This is a genomic window from Heyndrickxia sporothermodurans, from assembly GCF_003055045.1.
In the GTDB taxonomy this organism is placed as follows: Bacteria; Bacillota; Bacilli; order Bacillales; family Bacillaceae_C; genus Heyndrickxia; species Heyndrickxia sporothermodurans.
In genome coordinates, this window is record NZ_NAZB01000019.1 from 289,210 (window position 1) to 308,951 (window position 19,742).

Annotated in this window: 22 protein-coding genes; 6 read left to right on the forward strand and 16 right to left on the reverse strand. The window is 34.8% G+C overall.

What is annotated here, in order from left to right; genetic code table 11:
• Nucleotides 1–95 precede the first annotated feature (95 nt).
• The 5 genes from parC to B5V89_RS09145 form a co-directional block, all read right to left on the reverse strand.
• Nucleotides 96–2,537 carry a DNA topoisomerase IV subunit A gene (gene parC, locus B5V89_RS09125; protein WP_066233652.1) on the reverse strand — a complete coding sequence of 814 codons (2,442 nt, stop codon included), beginning with the start codon at nucleotides 2,535–2,537 and terminating at the stop codon, nucleotides 96–98.
• The gene (gene parE / locus B5V89_RS09130; protein WP_066233655.1) at nucleotides 2,537–4,513 is read right to left on the reverse strand and encodes a DNA topoisomerase IV subunit B; all 1,977 of its coding nucleotides are present in this window, start codon (nucleotides 4,511–4,513) and stop codon (nucleotides 2,537–2,539) included. Before parE ends, parC begins: the two co-directional genes overlap by 1 nt.
• Nucleotides 4,514–4,759: 246 nt before the next feature.
• Nucleotides 4,760–5,173: a CoA-binding protein gene (locus tag B5V89_RS09135; RefSeq protein ID WP_066229354.1), complete on the reverse strand. Its 414-nt coding sequence runs from the start codon at nucleotides 5,171–5,173 to the stop codon at nucleotides 4,760–4,762.
• 72 nt (nucleotides 5,174–5,245) lie between these two features.
• The gene (locus B5V89_RS09140) at nucleotides 5,246–6,535 is read right to left on the reverse strand and encodes a purine/pyrimidine permease (RefSeq protein WP_066229356.1); all 1,290 of its coding nucleotides are present in this window, start codon (nucleotides 6,533–6,535) and stop codon (nucleotides 5,246–5,248) included.
• Between the two features lie 100 nt (nucleotides 6,536–6,635).
• Nucleotides 6,636–8,354 carry a glycosyl hydrolase family 18 protein gene (locus B5V89_RS09145; protein WP_108071596.1) on the reverse strand — a complete coding sequence of 573 codons (1,719 nt, stop codon included), beginning with the start codon at nucleotides 8,352–8,354 and terminating at the stop codon, nucleotides 6,636–6,638.
• 144 nt (nucleotides 8,355–8,498) lie between these two features.
• Between B5V89_RS09145 and plsY the strand changes: the two genes are divergently transcribed.
• From plsY to B5V89_RS09160, 3 genes are all read left to right on the forward strand, one after another.
• A complete protein-coding gene (plsY, locus tag B5V89_RS09150; RefSeq protein ID WP_066229368.1) occupies nucleotides 8,499–9,098 on the forward strand; it encodes a glycerol-3-phosphate 1-O-acyltransferase PlsY in 600 nt (199 codons plus the stop codon).
• Between the two features lie 276 nt (nucleotides 9,099–9,374).
• On the forward strand, nucleotides 9,375–10,373 hold the full coding sequence (locus tag B5V89_RS09155) for a CapA family protein (protein ID WP_244913476.1): 999 nt from the start codon (nucleotides 9,375–9,377) through the stop codon (nucleotides 10,371–10,373).
• Nucleotides 10,374–10,458: 85 nt separating this feature from the next.
• Nucleotides 10,459–10,752 carry a HesB/YadR/YfhF family protein gene (locus B5V89_RS09160; RefSeq protein ID WP_066229375.1) on the forward strand — a complete coding sequence of 98 codons (294 nt, stop codon included), beginning with the start codon at nucleotides 10,459–10,461 and terminating at the stop codon, nucleotides 10,750–10,752.
• Between the two features lie 24 nt (nucleotides 10,753–10,776).
• On the opposite strand, the gene B5V89_RS09165 is transcribed toward B5V89_RS09160, so the two are convergent.
• The 8 genes from B5V89_RS09165 to B5V89_RS09200 all read right to left on the reverse strand — a co-directional run bounded on the left by B5V89_RS09165 (nucleotide 10,777) and on the right by B5V89_RS09200 (nucleotide 17,003).
• A complete protein-coding gene (locus B5V89_RS09165) occupies nucleotides 10,777–11,097 on the reverse strand; it encodes a hypothetical protein (RefSeq protein WP_066229378.1) in 321 nt (106 codons plus the stop codon).
• Nucleotides 11,098–11,117: 20 nt separating this feature from the next.
• Nucleotides 11,118–11,534 (reverse strand): acyl-CoA thioesterase, encoded by a 417-nt coding sequence (locus B5V89_RS09170; protein WP_066229381.1) that lies wholly within the window; start codon nucleotides 11,532–11,534, stop codon nucleotides 11,118–11,120.
• 102 nt (nucleotides 11,535–11,636) lie between these two features.
• Nucleotides 11,637–11,870, reverse strand: a complete 234-nt coding sequence (gene tlp / locus B5V89_RS09175) for a small acid-soluble spore protein Tlp (protein ID WP_066229384.1) — start codon at nucleotides 11,868–11,870, stop codon at nucleotides 11,637–11,639.
• Between the two features lie 121 nt (nucleotides 11,871–11,991).
• On the reverse strand, nucleotides 11,992–12,135 hold the full coding sequence (locus tag B5V89_RS09180) for an acid-soluble spore protein N (protein WP_066229388.1): 144 nt from the start codon (nucleotides 12,133–12,135) through the stop codon (nucleotides 11,992–11,994).
• Nucleotides 12,136–12,199: 64 nt separating this feature from the next.
• Entirely contained in the window at nucleotides 12,200–12,334 is a 135-nt protein-coding gene (locus B5V89_RS09185) for an FbpB family small basic protein (protein ID WP_084347521.1), read from the reverse strand.
• A gap of 147 nt (nucleotides 12,335–12,481) precedes the next feature.
• The gene (locus tag B5V89_RS09190) at nucleotides 12,482–13,096 is read right to left on the reverse strand and encodes a TlpA family protein disulfide reductase (RefSeq protein WP_066229391.1); all 615 of its coding nucleotides are present in this window, start codon (nucleotides 13,094–13,096) and stop codon (nucleotides 12,482–12,484) included.
• Nucleotides 13,097–13,204: 108 nt separating this feature from the next.
• Nucleotides 13,205–15,916 carry an aconitate hydratase AcnA gene (gene acnA / locus B5V89_RS09195; protein WP_066229395.1) on the reverse strand — a complete coding sequence of 904 codons (2,712 nt, stop codon included), beginning with the start codon at nucleotides 15,914–15,916 and terminating at the stop codon, nucleotides 13,205–13,207.
• Nucleotides 15,917–16,193: 277 nt separating this feature from the next.
• On the reverse strand, nucleotides 16,194–17,003 hold the full coding sequence (locus B5V89_RS09200) for a YitT family protein (protein WP_108071600.1): 810 nt from the start codon (nucleotides 17,001–17,003) through the stop codon (nucleotides 16,194–16,196).
• A 160-nt stretch (nucleotides 17,004–17,163) separates the two neighbouring features.
• On the opposite strand from B5V89_RS09200, the gene sspO reads away from it, so the two are divergent.
• Nucleotides 17,164–17,313 carry a small acid-soluble spore protein O gene (gene sspO / locus B5V89_RS09205; RefSeq protein WP_066229400.1) on the forward strand — a complete coding sequence of 50 codons (150 nt, stop codon included), beginning with the start codon at nucleotides 17,164–17,166 and terminating at the stop codon, nucleotides 17,311–17,313.
• 24 nt (nucleotides 17,314–17,337) lie between these two features.
• Here sspO and B5V89_RS09210 read toward each other — a convergent pair whose 3' ends face one another.
• Nucleotides 17,338–17,595, reverse strand: coding sequence for a hypothetical protein (locus B5V89_RS09210; RefSeq protein ID WP_066229402.1), 258 nt, complete (start codon nucleotides 17,593–17,595; stop codon nucleotides 17,338–17,340).
• Between the two features lie 114 nt (nucleotides 17,596–17,709).
• On the opposite strand from B5V89_RS09210, the gene B5V89_RS09215 reads away from it, so the two are divergent.
• Nucleotides 17,710–17,841, forward strand: a complete 132-nt coding sequence (locus tag B5V89_RS09215; protein ID WP_066229405.1) for a small acid-soluble spore protein P — start codon at nucleotides 17,710–17,712, stop codon at nucleotides 17,839–17,841.
• 127 nt (nucleotides 17,842–17,968) lie between these two features.
• On the forward strand, nucleotides 17,969–18,217 hold the full coding sequence (locus B5V89_RS09220) for a GlsB/YeaQ/YmgE family stress response membrane protein (RefSeq protein WP_066229408.1): 249 nt from the start codon (nucleotides 17,969–17,971) through the stop codon (nucleotides 18,215–18,217).
• 52 nt (nucleotides 18,218–18,269) lie between these two features.
• Here the strand turns inward: B5V89_RS09220 and B5V89_RS09225 are convergent, their stop codons facing one another.
• A complete protein-coding gene (locus B5V89_RS09225; RefSeq protein WP_108071602.1) occupies nucleotides 18,270–18,887 on the reverse strand; it encodes a lytic transglycosylase domain-containing protein in 618 nt (205 codons plus the stop codon).
• Nucleotides 18,888–19,037: 150 nt separating this feature from the next.
• Nucleotides 19,038–19,397: a helical membrane plugin domain-containing protein gene (locus B5V89_RS09230; RefSeq protein ID WP_066229413.1), complete on the reverse strand. Its 360-nt coding sequence runs from the start codon at nucleotides 19,395–19,397 to the stop codon at nucleotides 19,038–19,040.
• Nucleotides 19,398–19,742 lie beyond the last annotated feature (345 nt).

Consider the following 19,742-nt stretch of genomic DNA (forward strand, 5'->3'; position numbering starts at 1 on the left):
TTATTGTTTCCAATAATTTTTTGGTTATGTAAAAATAACCATTGATAAAACAAAAAGCATTTGCCCGAAATTTTGGACAAATGCTTTTTTATGCTTTATTCTTCTATTGTTTTATTATTAGGCTTTTCTTTCCAAACTTCTTTCACAACGCCATTTTCACTTTCATCAATAACGAAAGAACCATTTGTATATCGGTCATTGAAACGTAAAGTTGCAACGGCGATTGATTCAAGTACATCTTTTTCTGTTTGAAGCCACATTATATCTTTTTCTTTAACAATATCTAAACCGATTATTCGGTGTGGATTGTTTTTCAATTCGCGTAGCATCACTACGCCGCGTTTTGCACGTGTTGCTTTTTCAAACTCACTCAATTTCATTTTTTTAACAGCACCACGCTGGGTTGCAATAAAAACGGATTCTTCTTTGGTGTTTTCTAATATTTTACCTGATGTAACATAATCTCCATCCTTTAAGTTGATCCCCTTTACTCCAGCTGCACGAGCCCCGACGATATTTACTTCTTGTTCATCAAACCATAAGCCATAGCCTAAATGAGTAGCTATAAATATATCTTTAGAACCGTCGGTAAGATGGACATCAACTACTTCATCTTCGCCCTTTAAATTAATGGCTACAAGAGGTTTAGAATACCTTTGGGCATTATATTGATTAATTTCCGTCTTCTTAGCCATGCCGTTTTTAGTAATAAATAATAAATAGTTCGATGCATTAAAATCTTTAATTTCAATTACTTCAACAATTCGTTCATCTTTTTCAATAGGAATAATATTTGTAATGTGTTGTCCTAGATCTTTCCATCGAATATCAGGAAGCTCATGAACGGGACAGTATAAGTAATTCCCTTTGTTAGTAAATAAGAGAACGACACTTGTCGTATTAATTTCTTCTTGGAATAACACTCTATCCGTTTCTTTTATCGCAAGATCCTGTCCATTTGATGCCGAATATGACCGCATACTCGTTCTTTTAACATATCCATCCTTCGTAACTGTGACCATCACATCTTCGTTCGGAATCATAACCTCTAGGTTAATTTTGATTTCCTCAATTTTTTCCTCAATAAGAGCCCTTCGATCATTTACATATTTCTTTTTAATTTCTTTAAGTTCTTTTTTGATGACGTTTAATAAATTTTTTTCGCTATCTAGTATTGATGTAAGTTCTTCTATTTTTTTTCTAAGCTCTTCTGCTTCTTTTTGCAATGCTGTAATATCCGTATTTGTTAAACGATATAGTTGCAAAGATACGATTGCTTCAGATTGTGCTTCAGTAAATTGGAATTTCGCAATTAGATTATCTTTAGCATTGCGTTTATCCTTAGATGCACGAATCGTTGAAATCACTTCATCGAGTATTGATAAAGCTTTCATCAATCCTTCAACAATGTGTTGACGTTCTTTTGCCTTATGTAAGTCATATTTTGTCCGATTAGTTACGACTTCTTTTTGATGACTAATATAAGCATCTAATAACTCTTTCAATCCCATAAGTTTCGGTCTGCGATTAGCAATGGCCACCATGTTGAAATTGTAGGTTATTTGCAAATCCGTATTTTTAAATAAATAATTCAGAACTCCATCTGCGTGGGCGTCCTTTTTTAATTCAATGACAATGCGGAGACCCGTACGATCGGTTTCATCACGTACTTCGGAAATTCCTTCTACTTTCCGATCTAAACGTAACTCATCAATTTTTTTCACCATATTTGCCTTATTCACTTCATATGGAATTTCAGTGATAATGATTTGCTCGCGGCCGCCACGTACGGATTCAATTTCTGTCTTACCACGAACTACTATTTTTCCTTTACCAGTTTCATAAGCTTTTCTTATTCCGTCAATCCCTTGAATAATTCCACCAGTAGGGAAATCAGGTCCTTTAATGACTTTCATTAAATCATCTACGGAACAATCAGGTTTTTCAATACGCATGATCGTTCCATCTATCACTTCACCTAAATGATGCGGTGGGATATCTGTTGCATAACCTGCTGAAATTCCTGTTGATCCATTAACCAAAAGATTAGGGAATCTTGCTGGTAGAACAGTGGGCTCCTTTGATGTATCATCAAAGTTTGGGATAAAATCGACTGTATCCTTATCAATATCGCTTAAAAGCTCGGATGCAATCGCTGATAATCTCGCTTCAGTATAACGCATCGCAGCAGGAGGATCTCCATCAATACTTCCATTATTACCGTGCATTTCAATTAAACCATTTCTTACTTTCCAATCCTGGCTCATCCGAACCATTGCTTCATATACAGACGAATCACCATGCGGATGATAATTACCGATTACATTACCGACCGTTTTTGCTGATTTTCGGAAACCTTTATCATTTGTGTTTCCTTCGACATGCATCGCATATAAAATACGGCGTTGGACAGGTTTTAAACCATCACGGGCATCCGGTAATGCACGATCTTGAATAATATATTTACTATACCGTCCAAAACGATCACCTAATACTTCTTCAAGGGGCAGGTCTTGAAATTTCTCTAAACTAGTCATCAGTCTTGGTCCCCTCCTTCAACTGATAAATTTTCATTTTCTAAAATGCTTTGATCTTCTTCTAAACCAAAGGCAACATTGTTTTCAATCCATTTTCGACGCGGTTCAACTTTATCACCCATTAAAGTTGTTACACGTCGTTCTGCACGAGCAGCATCATCAATTCGTACACGTATCAATGTTCTCGAATCAGGATTCATCGTCGTTTCCCATAATTGGTCGGCATTCATTTCACCTAATCCTTTGTAACGCTGAAGTATATAACCTTTTCCTACCTTTTTCGTTACGCTTGATAGCTCATCATCCGTCCAGGCATATTCAATTATTTCCTTTTTTCCCGTCCCTTTACTCGCTTTATACAAAGGAGGTAAGGCAATATAAACCTTTCCGGCTTCGATAAGTGGTTTCATATAGCGATAGAAAAATGTAAGCAGTAACACTTGAATATGTGCTCCATCGGTATCTGCATCGGTCATGATAATCACTTTATCATAATTGACATCTTCTAAGTTAAAGTCTGGTCCAACACCTGCACCGATCGTATGAATGATTGTATTAATTTCTTCATTCTTAAAAATATCTTGCAGTTTTGCTTTTTCCGTATTGATTACCTTACCACGCAATGGGAGAACCGCTTGGAACTTTCGATCACGCCCTTGTTTCGCTGAACCTCCTGCAGAGTCACCTTCGACAAGATAAAGTTCGTTTTTTTGTGGATTCCGCGACTGTGCCGGAGTTAATTTTCCAGATAAAAGACTTTCCGACTTTTTGCGTTTTTTTCCACTGCGAGCTTCTTCGCGTGCTTTTCTTGCTGCTTCTCTTGCTTGAGCAGCTTTAATCGACTTTTTAATAAGCAAATTACTTGATTCGGGATTTTCCTCTAAAAAGTAGGCAAGATGTTCAGAAATGACAGCATCGACAGCAGATCTTGCTTCACTTGTTCCAAGCTTACCTTTCGTTTGCCCTTCGAATTGCAGTAACTCTTCCGGAATTCGGACTGAAATAACAGCTGCTAGTCCTTCACGAATATCGGTACCTTCCAAGTTTTTATCCCGCTCTTTCAATAAATTAACTTTACGGGCATATTCATTGATCACTCTTGTCATTGCTGTTTTTGCGCCAACTTCATGAGTTCCTCCATCTTTTGTTCGTACATTGTTAACAAATGAAAGCATATTTTCCGAGAATCCATCATTAAATTGAAAAGCATATTCGACCTCGATCTGACCTGCTTCTCCTTCAATAAATACGACAGGATGAAGAATGTCCTTTCCTTCATTCAAATATTCAACAAAAGCTTCGATTCCATTTTCATAAAAAAATACATCATTTTGATCGTAGCGTTCATCAATAATTTCGATTTTTAATCCTTTTAGTAAAAATGCAGACTCGCGTAAACGTTCACACAACGTATCGTAATTATACGAAGTCGTACTAAATATGGTCGGGTCTGGCTTGAAATGAATGAGTGTCCCTGTTTGGTTTGACTTTCCGATTTTTTCCAATGTTGTTTCAGGTTTTCCACCATCTTTAAATTTTTGTTGATAGACATATCCATCCCGTTTAATTGTAACAATTAGCCATTCGGATAATGCATTGACGACAGATGCACCTACTCCGTGCAAACCACCACTTGTTTTATAACCGCCCTGACCGAATTTTCCACCCGCGTGTAAAACAGTAAAAATTACTTCAGTAGTAGGCTTTCCTAGTTTATGCATACCCGTAGGCATTCCACGACCTTTATCTTCAACACTAATACTGTTGTCTTTATGTATTTTAACAATAATGTGATCTCCGTTTCCCGCTAAAGCTTCATCAACGGAGTTATCTACTATTTCATAAACTAGATGATGCAACCCGCGAGCATCTGTTGAACCGATATACATTCCCGGTCGTTTTCTTACGGCTTCCAGGCCTTCTAATACCTGTATCGCATCATCATTATACTCAATCAAGTTTTGTTTCTTTGCCACAAATATTCCCCTTTCAAAACAACACTGCTCTCTATCTACTTTCCTTATTATTTAAATACAGACGAAAAAACAAACAACTGTTCGTATATTATTATAGCATTTTCCGGACAAACGTCTAACAACTATTTTAGCGATAAATTAATATTTAGCAAACTTCTTTTAAAAATGCTTTATTAAACTATGCAAAGATAAAATAAAAAAACAAAGCAAGCGTTAAAACTACACGCTTGCTGCTAACAAAAAAGTCTATTTGGTTAGTGCATGCTCTACTTTAATACAACGATCCATTATTACTGTTTTGCCTTTTTCTTTTAATAATTGATAGGCTTCCTCATTTTCCACACCGAGCTGTGCCCAAAATACATCGGCATCAATTTCCAGAAACTCTTTAGCAAGTTCAGGTAAGTATTCGGACCGCCTAAAAATATCCACAATATCGATGTGCCCCTCAATTTCCTTTAGTGTAGATACTGCCTTAACCCCTAAAACCTCGTCCACAGTTGGATTTACTGGTATAATTTCATACCCGGCTTTTTGCATTGCTTCAGAAACCATATACGATGTACGTTCTGGATTATTACTTAAACCGACAACAGCAATTCGTTTTGCTTTTTTAAGGATTTTTCCAATTTCTTCGCGACTAGGATTTTCAATAGACATAAAAGGTCCTCCCATCTAATATTCACCTTTTTTTCTACACTTATCGTACTTCAATCTTTTAAGAACTGCAAATTAATGACTAGACACTTCCTTACGTTTCTTCCAAAGTAAATATTGCTCAGTTACAACGGCTGTAATAGTTCCTAGAATGAGACCGTTATTGATTAATGATGCAATAACTACCGGAAGACCCTCAGTTGCTCCCGCAGGAAGAAACATTACCCCTACCCCAATTAAAAAACCAATTCCTGCCGACGTATAAGTTATTTTTAGATCATTTGCTTTTTCGATTTCCGATAAAGCGATACCAACCATTTTTGTAAATATAACAAAAGTGACTGAATAACCTACAGGAGCTGGCAAAGCGGCCATAATGTTCATCAATGGGGGAAGAAGAGAAATCACCGTGACAAACAAACTTCCTAAAATGAATGGCTTTAAGGCTTTTATTCCTGTCTGGCTAACAAAACCAGCGGAACCAGAAATGGGTACTGATCCAATACTAGAGAAAATCCCGCCGGCAAATTGATTAATACCGGAAATGATGCCTGCTTGTTTAAAGCGATTCGCTTGTTTATGATCTTTTTTTAATACCTCTTCCATCACACGTATTGATGCAATCATATTTGTAACTAGTAAGATTGTAATAAAGAAAGAAGTAACAATTATCCCAGAATCTAATTTAGGAAATCCGAATGATAAAATATCCGGGAATGAAAACCAATGCCTGCTTTTTAGCACACTTGGAGATAATCCAAAAATGATAAATAAGATCCATCCGAAAATCATTCCGAGCATAATCGAAAATTGTTTAATCCACTGAATTTTAATTTGTCCTAAGTAAAAGGTTAGAATAATGATGATAAAACATAACAAAGCAGTAATAGGCTGAATAACATGGACACCATCGGTGAGACCGAGCATCCCTTTCATGAAAGAGCCGCTTAATTGTAGAATCAGCAAAAACAAATAGATGAATGTAACGGTTGGTGTGAATAATTTAGCCAACTTTTGAATTAAGCCGAATGCGGATAAGATAATAAAAAATACTCCACTAAGCATCAACCCACCCGACAATTCACGGAGTGTTTCAATATTGGAAGTATATAACGTTCCAACAAAACCGGCATAAATCGTGAAAACACCCCACCATAAACCTGCTGGACCTTCACTAATTGGCAAACGATGTCCAATGATGCCTTGCAATAAACCGGCAATTCCTAAAACAAAAATAGTTCTTTCAACAAAGGCTGATGTTTCAACTGGATTTAAATGGTATAAATCTGCTATTGCGATAGGAGCTGCAATTGCTCCTGCAATCATAAAAGCCATCCATTGGATGGCAGAAATAGTTGTTTTCACTTTAAGAACTCCTTGCTGTATGATCTTTTACCTTATTTATTATACATTGTGCCACGGTTTCATTAAACTATAGATGTTTGGAGAGGCGTAACAAAATCATTTATTTATTGCTCAATGCGGATAATGAGGATTGAAGTGCTAACCAAGCTGATTTGTCTGCAAAATATCGCGACCAGGAGGCAATTCCTGCTAGTTGATAATTTGCGGCTAATTTCGCCCGTTTATTCAAAGATAAATTGTCCTCTAGCCACATTTTATAAACAGCATTGGTTTTTGCGTCGGTATATTCAACATAGTTTTGTCCTGAATCGGCATCTTCAATTGCTGTTAATTTTCTTTCTTTCATCCATGCATTTGCTTGATCCATCGATAATGCTTTAGAAGAAACCGAAAGTTTTCCCTCTTTCATTTCTTCTTTCCATAAACGAGTAAAGAATGGGACACCAAGTATTAATTTTTCGTTCGGTACCTCATTTAACAGTTGTTTCAAATTCGATTCTACCCATGGAAGACTTGCTACACTTCCGGCTGTTTGCGCTCCCCCCCAATGTTCATCGTAAGCCATGACAATCATATAGTCGACAACCGAGGAAAGTTTTTCTCGTTCATAGAATTCAGACCAATTACCATCGGCGATAAATGTAATATCCATGGATACATATTTATGATCGTTATGGAGATAGACTGCCGCTTCCCGAACGAATTGTGTAATGAGTGGACCATCCTTAGGATCCACATTTTCAATATCGATATTTAAACCATCTAATTGATAGGTTTTCATATAACTTCGTAATTGATTAATAATTTTTGTTCGTGTTTCATAGTTGCTAAGTGCAACTTTCGTTAATTCGGGATCAAATGAGTTTGAAAAAAGTGCCCATACGTGATATCCGTTTTTTTTGGCCCACTTGACATAATCCTTTGAAGCTAAATTTGTTACATCACCATGATTATTCTTTAATTTAAACCAAGTTGGTGATACAACATTTACTCCAGGCATTTTTGGCAGTTTTGCCGGATCAGGATTTTTAGTATAAACTGCTTCCCATGTTAAATGGATAGGTACATTCATTTGCAGATTTGATTTTTTCTCCGGACGGGTTTTCGTCGCTAAACGAACTTGTTCATTTTTAACTACATATTTTTTCTTTATATAGCCGCCAATTCCTTCCTCTGTTCGTATAAGATAGAAATCCTTTTTTTGTTTTTCAATTCTTACGTTTTCTCCCTTATTTACGACTGCAACATATGGTGATTGCAAATCAGGGGTCGTACGAAGTTTTAAATAGGCTTCTTTCACCTTTTTATCGATAATCTTCCCCTTGTAATAGGTAGAATTATTTTTTTCAATCCAGACAATTTTACTATGCTTCGTCACTTTTGTTTGAATAGGATAAATTGATGTTAAAGTTTTCAAGTCTATAAATAACTGATTGTTCATATTTTTAATAATAGGTTGTTGCGCATGAACAGGTTTTTGATTAATAAAATAGGTCTTTTTATTAATAGGAATTTGGATCACTTTTTGGTTTGTCGTTATGATAACTGATTGCTTTTCAGTAAAAACGGAATCATCAATTCCACTATGGACCACTTTAATCGGGATATAAATGTTTTTCCCTTCTATCAACGCTTGATCTTGTATTTTTCCATTAAGCAAAATAGAATATTTTTTGTTCACATACGGTTCCTTCTCAGAAGATGCAAAAGGATAAAGATAGATTAGTAGACCAATGGTGCAAAGAATAAACAAAACTACTATTCCAAACATCACTTTTTTCATTCGATTGGTATTGGTTTTAACTTCTATTGTTTCCATATCATTTCCTCCCTATTTCATCCTACATGAGTACTTCATACAAGAAAAGGGGAAAATTGATAAATAATTATTTTTTTCTATCTATGCTGTACATGTGATACAATAAAAAAGCCTTAATGATATGTTTTTAAAGGGGTTATGTTAATGACGTATGCACTTATTATTATTTTAGCTTATTTACTTGGATCGATTCCTTCCGGATTAATTGTAGGGAAATTATTTTACGGAATTGATATTCGTCAACATGGGAGTGGGAACCTAGGTGCCACAAATTCATTTCGGACACTAGGAGTAAAAGCTGGTACCGTAGTAATAGTAGCTGATATTTTAAAAGGTACACTTGCTACATTATTACCTAAATTTTTCGGGGTTGATGAATCAATCCATCCGTTATTAATTGGATTAGTGGCAGTCATCGGTCATATGTTTCCTATTTTTGCGGGGTTTCGGGGAGGAAAAGCAGTAGCTACATCTGCTGGTGTATTACTTGCCTATGTACCATTACTATTTTTATTTCTTGTTGTCGTATTTATTATTAGTTTAAAAATATGTAAGTATGTATCCTTATCTTCGATGATTGCTGGTATTTTCGCAATTATTTATGCGCTAATCCGGACTTTTCTAACTGGTGATTGGCCATTATTAATTGTGGTGACTGCTTTAGCATCCTTTGTAATTTATCGACACCGAACTAATTTATCACGAATCAAAAATAAAACCGAACCAAAAGTTAAATGGCTATAGTAATTAAAGGACTCCATTATTTATAGAGTCCTTTAATTTTTTTTCAATACTTTTTAAATTATCTTAAAAAATAGTTTAATATGTTAAAATAGAAGAGATCACGAAATAAAGGCTGGTAAACAGATGACTAAAAAGCGAAATTTCCTTTTATTTTCGATAGTTACTATTTTAATAGTGTCAATTTTGGCGTTAAGCTGGATACAATATAACCAATGGAAACATTCATTTTCAAAACGAATACACTCTTCCCTTCCCCATGCTTCGAGAACATCAGGTATGGCTCCGAAGGATTTTCAATATAGTGCCGTTATCGGTGGAATTGGTGATATTCTTATACATGATTGGGTATATAAAGATGCCAAAACAGAAAAAGGGTATAATTTCAAGCCAATGTTTCAACCAGTAAAATCGATTCTTCAGAAACCTGACTTCTTAATTGCAAATCAAGAATCTATTCCTGGAGGAGAAACGCTTGGATTATCTACTTACCCTTCTTTTAACAGTCCGTATGAAATCGCCGATGCCATTATAGATGCGGGAGTGGATTTTGTATCAACGGCTAATAACCATGCATTAGATAAGGGCGAAGCAGGAATAAAGAATTCAATTTCATATTATGATAAAAAGAACTTACCATATGTAGGGACATTTAAAAATGAACAAGATCAAAATACCCTTCGGATACAAAATGTTAACGGAATAAAAATTGCGATACTTGCTTATACATACGGGACAAATGGAATTCCCGTACCGAAAGGGAAAGATTACTTAGTAAATATTATTAATAAGAAAAGAATCTTGGAGGAATTGTCTAGAGCCCGTAACAAAGCTGATTTAGTCATTCTCAATTTACATTGGGGTATAGAATATATGAGGATCCCAAATGAAGAACAAAAGGAACTAGCAAAAACCTTCACTGATGGAGGTGCTGATGTCATTCTAGGTCATCATCCTCACGTATTACAACCTATTGAAAAGCTACATACAAAAGATGGTCGGAATGCTGTTGTAATTTATTCTTTAGGGAATTTTATTTCTGGTCAAATGAGGGATTATAAAGATATAGGCGGGATGATTGATTTCAAAGTCTCTAAAAAGGTAACAAATAACGAAAACAAGGTTAAAATAAGTGATATTCATTTTACACCGACCTTTGTAGACAATAAAAACCATCATCATTATCGCGTGTATCCATTAAAGGAAGCCTATAAAAAAGGTCTAATCGATCATTCCTACAATGAAATTATGGAACATATGACAGAAAGCATGAAATAGTTGTAAGCATTTTGTTAGAATGATTCTTTTCAAAAAGCTTATAATGATAAATATTGATACTCTTTATGTGAGAGGGGACAACTTCATGGAAATACGTATAACAGATGAAGCAGTAAAATGGTTTCAGGATGAGATGTTTTTAAAAAATGGAGATAGTGTTCGATTTTTTGCAAAATATGGCGGCTCATCCCCCGTACAACAAGGATTTTCTTTAGGGATTTCAAAAGAGTCACCAAGTGATCCAGTCGTCACTACTGAACATAAAGGGATTCTTTTTTATATTGAAGAAAAGGATCTTTGGTATTTTGATCAGCATAATTTGCTTGTGGACTATGACAAAGAATTAGATGAACCTATTTATGAATACAAAAAAGGCTGAATCACAAAAAACATGCCATCCCAATCAATGGCATGTTTTTTGTGTAAGATTAAATTTTAAAATATCATCTGTCAATCCTTCAATATTTAATATTTCATATTGTTTATCGCCTAATAAATCAAAATGGGAATAGCCATCTTTCCGATGATGGATCCATTCCTCCTTTAATCCAAATTTAGCTCCCCAGTTTGCAAGTTTTTGTAAGTCTTTACATCCCACTTTCGTTACTGAGGTACTTTTCGGAAAACGCGGATCAAGCCAAAAATGAGTAATAAACGCGATTTTTCCTTCGTCTATTTCTCGTTTCCATTTTGAAAGTTCCTCTTTTGTGATTCCAAAAGCCAATAATTTTTCCCTCCCTATTATTATTTTTTTGCATTTTCATATGCACGATGCCAGTCTGGGAAAAACTTTCGAATGGACACTGGGCGAAACGACTCTTTTTTTACACATGCATGTTTTGATTTTGCTACGACAGATACTTCGCCTTTCTCCGTTAGCACTTCATAACCGTATGTAACACGTATGCCATCATATTCTTCAATCCACGTCTTTACAATAGCCGTTTCCCCGTAGCGAACAGGCATTTTATATGAAATCTCAATATCAATAACTGGGGATAAAATCCCTTCGTTTTCCATATCAGCATATTTAAATCCTAAATCTTCGATTAACTTTGTCCGCCCAAGCTCAAGCCAAACTAAATAATTGGCATGATATACAACTCCCATTTGATCTGTTTCCGCATATCTGACTTGAATTTCTGTTTCCGAAATAATCATTGTAATCCTTTTCACCTTTCCAATAAAATTCTATTTTTATCTTATCACTATTATAATTTTTGAACAAAAAATAAAGCCAGCATGTTGCTGGCTCTATTTTTCTTACTGGTAGTTATTATTTTGTGCTTGTGCTTCGTCTTTCACTTCACTGCGCATCGCCTCAATACTTTCACGACGGCGTTCATTCTTTGCTTCAATATTAGCCCGTTCTTCATTACTTGAAAGGCTTGCCGTTTCTTCAGCTTTTTCGATATTTTCAAGTGTGTTATCAATCATATTTTGCAATTTCTCTACATTATCACTACGATCATCCGGTTTTGGTTTATTCCATGCCATTTCTTCTTACCTCCTGAAATGAGTATAATGAACCACTTTTACAGCGGCACAATGTTAGTATGAGTTTTTTTAGAAAAAAAAGTATGGTGTTTATTTCTAAAAATAATTCGACTCTAAAGGGTTACTCTCCCTTAGTTTGCATTACCTGTGCATGCTGTCCAGACTTATCTTGCATTTGTTTACCTTTGTTGCCACCGAAGGATCGTGGCTGGGTTCCAATATGGTTTGGCACATAATATTTGCTTTTCTTATTTGGATTACTCATCATAACTCCCCCTTTAGTTATAAGATTTGCAAATAAAGGCGGATTATGAATGCTAAAAATCGGTTTATTTTGCTAATTTCATCGAATGCTTTTGCTCTAATTTTGTTTCGATTCTTTCTATTGCTTCTTGATCTTTTAGTAGTGCTTGTTTATTTTCTAATACTAAATCTGAAAAAGATTTTTTATTTGTTTTTCTCATTGAATATTCTACTCCTTATTATTGTAAATTTCTTTTTTTATAGTATGATCATAAAATTAAAAATTTATAATTGTTTTAGGCATTTATACAAAATAATTATCCATTTTTGCAAATTCTCAACAAAAAAATAAACACCATTATAGGTGTTTATTGGGGATTAAGCATTTTTTTCAATTGATCTTCATTTAATTCTCCAATTTGTTTGTTTATAATAATGCCTTTCTCATTCAGTAAAAACGTTGTGGGAATAGCGATAACTTGGTAATTTTCATTAACTTTTCCTCTTTCATCAATAAGGATAGGAAAAGTTAATCCAAGTCTATTGACATACTTTTTCACATTTGCCCTAGGATCAATATTAATAGCAATGATATTTAAATCGCTTTTATGTTTAATAGAAAATTTTTCCAACAATGGCATTTCTGTTTTACAAGGCGTGCACCATGTAGCAAAAAAATTGATAAGTGTTTTTTTGCCCTTTAGATCCGATAATTTCATCGTTTGTCCATCTAATGTATTTAATTGAAACATGGGAGCCTTTAATCCTATATTTAAACCTTCTTCAGGGTCCTGATCTGGTTCCTCAATTTGTGATGACATAATATCATTGTAGAGTTTGTCTAAAGCTTGATCGCTAGCAGCTGTCGGCAGTTTTTTTCCCTTTTGTACATTCTGATCTTCTTTATCTTTTTCAACTGCTTGTACAACCATAACACCGACTAAAATAAGAATAATGGCGAGTGGAATGATCTTTTTTAACATGTCATCCTCCTATAATATGAAATCGTTTATTATATTATATGTAGGTGACTAAATATTAGTATGAAAAAACACACTCTGTAAGTAACAGAGTGTGTTTTTAGTAAACAATTATGCTTGAAGTTTATCGCGAAGTACCATTTGAAGGATACCACCATGACGATAGTAATCAATTTCAACATCAGAGTCGAAACGTACTAATACTTCAAATTGTTTTTTGTTTCCTGCTTCGTCTGTAGCAGTAACAGTTAAAATATCGCGTGGTTTTACAGTTTCATCGATTTGCACATCAATTGTTTCTTTTCCAGTTAAGCCAAGAGTATCGGCATTTTCACCATTTTTGAATTGAAGTGGAAGAACACCCATCAATACAAGGTTAGAGCGGTGAATACGTTCGAAGCTTTCTGCGATAACTGTTTTAATACCAAGAAGATTTGTTCCTTTAGCTGCCCAGTCACGAGATGAACCCATACCGTAATCTTTACCTGCTAGAACAACAAGACCAGTTCCATCTTCTTTGTATTTCATACATGCGTCATACATGGAAGTAACTTCATTTGTTGGCCAGTAAGTAGAGTAGCCACCTTCTGTTCCAGGAGCAATTTGGTTACGAATACGGATATTTGCAAATGTACCGCGCATCATTACTTCATGGTTACCACGACGGGAACCGTAAGAGTTAAATTCACGAGGTTCAACACCTTTTTCACGCAAGTATTTACCTGCAGGTGTATCTTTACCGATTGCACCAGCTGGTGAAATATGGTCAGTTGTAACTGAATCACCAAATTTACCTACTACACGCATTCCAGTTAAAGGTTTTACTTCTTCTGGGTTTGGTGAAAGGTTTTCAAAGAATGGTGGGTTCGCAATATACGTTGACTCTTCATCCCAAGTGTACAATGGTTCATTGCTTGTTTTAATTTCGTTCCAGCGTTCATTATCAGCGAATACATTTTCATATTCTTTACGGAATAATTCAGGTGTAACGCTTTGTTTAACCGCTTCATTAACTTCTTCAGTTGTTGGCCAGATGTCTTTCATGAATACATCATTGCCATCTTTATCTTTTCCGATTGGATCGTTTACAAGGTCAATATTTACTGTTCCAGCTAACGCATATGCCACTACAAGTGGTGGTGATGCTAAATAGTTAGCTTTTACAAGTGGGTGAATACGGCCTTCAAAGTTACGGTTACCGGAAAGAACTGAAGTAACGAGTAGATCATTTTCAGCAATTGTTTTTTCAATTTCATCTTTAAGTGGTCCAGAGTTACCAATACAAGTTGTACAACCATATCCAACAAGGTTAAAACCAAGTTGATCGAGGTAACCTAATAAACCGGAATCTCTTAAATAACCAGTAACAACTTTAGAACCAGGTGCTAGAGAAGTTTTTACATATTTAGGAACTTCTAAGCCTTTTTCTACCGCTTTTTTCGCAACTAAGCCCGCTCCTAACATAACGTAAGGGTTAGAAGTATTTGTACAGCTTGTAATTGCAGCAATAGCAACGGCACCAGTTTTCATTGTTGATTGATCACCATTAGTAAATGTAACTACTGCTTCTTTATCGATTTCCGATTCTTTTAATCCAAATCCTTGATTTCCAACAGGTGCAGTTAATGCATCTTGAAATGCTTTTTGCATTTTAGATAATGGAATTAAGTCTTGTGGACGTTTTGGACCTGAAAGATTTGCTTCGATTTCAGATAGGTTGATTTCAACAACATCTGTATAGACTGGTTCTTCGTTTTCTGGAGTAAAGAACATATTGTTTTCTTGTAAATATTTCTCAACAAGTTTGATGTGTTCTTCTGGACGTCCAGTTAAACGTAAGTATGCCAAGCTTTCAGCATCCACTGGGAAGAAACCACAAGTAGCACCGTATTCAGGAGCCATGTTAGCAATTGTTGCACGGTCAGCAAGCGGTAATACTGCTACACCAGGACCGAAGAACTCAACAAATTTACCTACTACACCTTTTTGGCGAAGTACTTGTGTTACTTTTAAAGCTAGGTCAGTAGCAGTTGCTCCGTTTGGAAGTTCACCAGTTAGTTTTACACCGATTACTTCCGGAATTGGGAAGTATGAAGGTTGTCCAAGCATTCCTGCTTCCGCTTCAATACCACCAACACCCCAACCGAGTACACCGATACCATTAATCATTGTTGTATGAGAGTCAGTACCTACTAAAGTATCAGGGAATGCTTCAAAATCGCCTTCAGTTGTTTCAATTGCATGAACAACACTAGCTAAATACTCTAAGTTAACTTGGTGAACGATACCAGTTGCTGGTGGAACCGCACGATAATTATCGAACGCTTTAGTAGCCCAGCTTAGGAATTGATAACGCTCAGCGTTACGTTCAAATTCGAAATCCATATTTGCTTTTAACGCATCAGGAGTACCATATTTATCAACCTGTACTGAGTGGTCAATAACAAGGTCTACTGGAATTTCCGGATTAATTTTATCAGGATTTCCACCTAAATCAGCCATTGCTTTACGTAAAGACGCAAGATCAACTACTGCTGGAACACCAGTGAAATCTTGAAGAATAACACGAGAAGGTTTGAATGGTACTTCTGCATCTTTAACTTCTTCAGATCCCCATTTTGCTAAATTTTCAACATGTTCTTTTGTAATTACACGGCCATCCAGTTGGCGAATTACAGATTCTAATAATACTTTTACGGAATATGGTAAGCGTGAAACTTTCGCAATACCAGCTTCTTCAAGAGCCGCAAGACGATAATAATGATAACGTTTGCCTTCTAAGTCAAAAGAAGTACGTGCGTTAAAAACGTCATTTTTAGCCACCCGAGATTCCCCCTTTTTCAAAAATTGTCATAATCAATTAGCATTTTGACGAAAAGCTCGAATGTTGTTCCCTCACTTTTCACACATTAACATCTTAATACAAGAAATTACATAAGTAAATAAAAAGAATGTTATCGTCTTTCATAAGTAAATCTTATTGGACCTATTTGAATACTTTTATAGTTTTTCACTAAGTCCACATTAATATGATTCATTTGAAATTTTGGCAGATTATTTTGCTATTTGTTTGTATGAGTGCAATTTTTAATTTATATCATCAGTTACGATGAAAGGATCCCATAACCTCAGTTGTTTCAGTAATATTTACAAATGCATCCGGATCAGTATCTTTTATCAATGACTTAACATCCGTTAATTGGTATCGAGTGATGACTGTCATTAATATTTTTCGATTCTCTCCTGAATATGCTCCTTCCCCATCAATTAATGTGATTCCGCGATATACACTTGAAAGGAGCTTTTCTTTCATTTCTTTCCCTTTATTCGTAACAATCATTAAAGTTAATTTGATATGCTTTGTATGAATTGTATCTACTACTTTTCCAGTTGCATAAATAGCAACCATTGTATTTAAAGCAGCATCCCAGCTAAAAATAAATCCGGAGACTAACACGACAACGGCATTCATTGCTGACAATATTGCGCCTAATGGAAAATCCTTTTTTTGGTTTAATAACATAGCTAAAATGTCAAAACCACCAGAAGAACCTGAAACACGAAAAATCAGACCGATACCAACTCCTGTTAAAACCCCGCCAAATAAAGAAGATAAAATAGGTTCCGTAGATACCTGTCTAATTGGAACAACATATAATCCTATTGAAATAACAACTACGGAGAGAATGGTATAGAAAATAAAACGTTTGCCAAGTTTAAAAATCCCAAGAATGAGTAACGGAAGATTAAGTACAAAATTTAATATTCCGGTATTGATTGGTGTTATTAACCCTAACATTATGGCAATCCCACTTAGTCCACTGCTTAGTATTTCATGCGGAATGAGAAAAAAATTATAGGCCACACTCACGATTAATGACCCGATGATAATAGTAAGTATTCTATTCATAACCCAACCCCTTTTTAAACAAAGTTTCTATTACGTTGATTATAGTTGAGAAATAAAGAAATAAAGATAAAATAGTTTTTTCAGAAATTCCGGTCAATTGTTTCAACAAGAGTATTTTCATTAATGAATGCAAAGAATAATAGTGGAGGTGAAGTAGCCAATGGTAAAAAGAAAAGCAAATCACATTATTCCAGGTATGAATGCAGCAAAAGCTCAAGGAAAAGGAACGGGATACAATGAGGAAATGTCAAATGAACCGTTAACTGAAGAGCAAAAACAAAACAATAAGAAACGTAAGAAAAACCAATAAAAAAACTCGCTTTCGGCGAGTTTTTTATTCTAAATTTACCTCATTTACTATTTGCTCGATATCGGAAAGATATTTTTCTAATTGTTGACGTTGCGTTTCGCTAGCAACTTCCATTGCATTTTCAATTTGTTGATAGGTTTCGTTCACCTCTTGTTTTAAGTGCTTTAATTGTTGACCATAAGAGGCATCATCTTGGACCAAATTATTATATACATCGTCTAATTGCTTCATTCCTTGTTGTGCTGCTTGGAAAGCTTGCTGTTTATTTTTATGATATGGCATGATTTTTCTCCTTTTCAAAGATTATTGATACTTATATTGCTCTTACTTTTTATAATTTATACCGTATAAAGAGTAACGAATAGCACATTCTATGAAAAGGGAGGGATTTATTTTATGGCTAATAAAAACGATGCAAAAGCATTAAGAAAAAATTCTTCCGGACAACCGGAACCATTAAGTGGATCAAAGAAAGTAAAAAACCGCAATCACACAAGACAAAAACATAATCAGGGACATGATATGTAACCAAAGGCACTAGGTTTCCTAGTGCCTTTGATTTGTTCACTCAAAAAGTTTAAACATCTCCCTTAATGGTAATAGTATAGAACAAGTTAATAAATGAGAATAAACAATTGACAAGGAGGATAAAATGATGAGTTTTATTTTTTATTTAATTGTTGGTGGTATTATCGGATGGATAGCAGGATTAATTTTAGGTAAAGATATACCGGGTGGAATTATTGGAAATATTATTGCCGGTATAATCGGTGCTTGGCTTGGTGGGCTTCTACTAGGAGACTTCGGTCCGACGATTGCTGGTATTGCATTGATTCCGGCATTGATTGGTGCAGTTATCGTCGTTTTCATTGTAAGCTTAATTTTAAGAAGTATAAGGAAATGAATGTAAAATAGGGAGATAATTTCTCCCTATTTTACATTTTCGTTCATGATTGCTAATACGCTTTTTTATAAAGGGTAATATAGTGCATAACATCCTTTACATATTGTTCACTATGGTTGTATGAAAAAATCGCTTTTTTTAATTTTCCATTTGCTGCGCCATTTTGAAATAAATAATTTGCCGCACTAAAGATTGCATCTTCGTCATTCCATACGTCCGCTTTTCCATCACCATTAGCATCGACACCATATCCCCCATATTTTTTAATCATTTTCGGATCTTCCTTTTCGCTTTTCGAAAATTTCCCTTTTCCGTTTCCTTCACAGGATGGATGGCTCCAGCCAACAAACGTGCACGGCATAAATTGCATCGGACCTTCTGCACCAACGGGCGAAATCATTGGATTCATTGTTGAAAATCTTGTTTCGACTCTATGGTGTGCAGCAAGTACATACCAAGGGACTCCATATTTCTTTTCGGCCGCTTTATAAATAGGAATGAATTTTTCGGGAATTAAATAACCGTCAATCTCCAGCTTTTTTGGTTCTTTTATTTCATAATGCACAATACAATATAAGGATAGTACTATAATTGGAACAAGTAACAGTATGAATGGTGATTGCCTTTTCACCTTTCTTTTTTTATACTTTTTACCTTTCTTTTGTTTCATTAAGAGAAAATTTCCTTTCAAAAAATAAAATGACATAACTATCTACTATACCAATTATACATAAATATTATTTCCTAATAAAAGAATTGATAGATTATCTTTAGGATAAAACAAAAAACCTACATCTAAATGCAGGTAGATAAAAAATATTTATAAACTTTTTCCCATTCCTTTTAGAAATGCCAATAAAAAAGTTATTGCCCGATTAATGTCCGGGTCTTTCATTAGCTTCATCAATTGAAAAGTATTAAGTTCTTTTCCTGCGTTTAGTGATTCCATACTTGATTCAACACCTTTTTTTATTCCATTTGTAATCTTTCCAATTTCAGTTGAGTCATTATTGTCATTTTTAGTAAGAATAGCAGTGATCACAGGAAGAATATTTTTTTCTTTTAATACTTTAATGATTTCGACAAGATCATAAAGATCTTCTTTGTGATTCAAAAGTTCTTTATCAAAAAGTTCATGAGAATTCCCTCTTACCTTATTATTAATGACTGCTTTCCCCATCATTTCACCATGCTTTCATAAAATTAGTAATTTTATATCTTATGCCGGTGCCTATCACAAAATGTATCTTACTTAAAAATAAAAAGACCTAGGATTTTCCCTGGATTTTTTAGTCATCTCATTTTTAGGTACAAATTCAAAAATTTCTTTACTTTCAAATGTATGGCTAAGCGATTCAACCAATCGTAATAATCAATCCATTTGTTTGACTAAGTACAGAAGGTAATTTAATAGGAAACAGGAGGAAAGAGCAGGAATATTAAGAATTCTACTTATAAAGTTCATGCAATTATTTCTTTACGTACTTTACAAACTGAATATTAAGGAATTTCGCGTTTGTTTAGA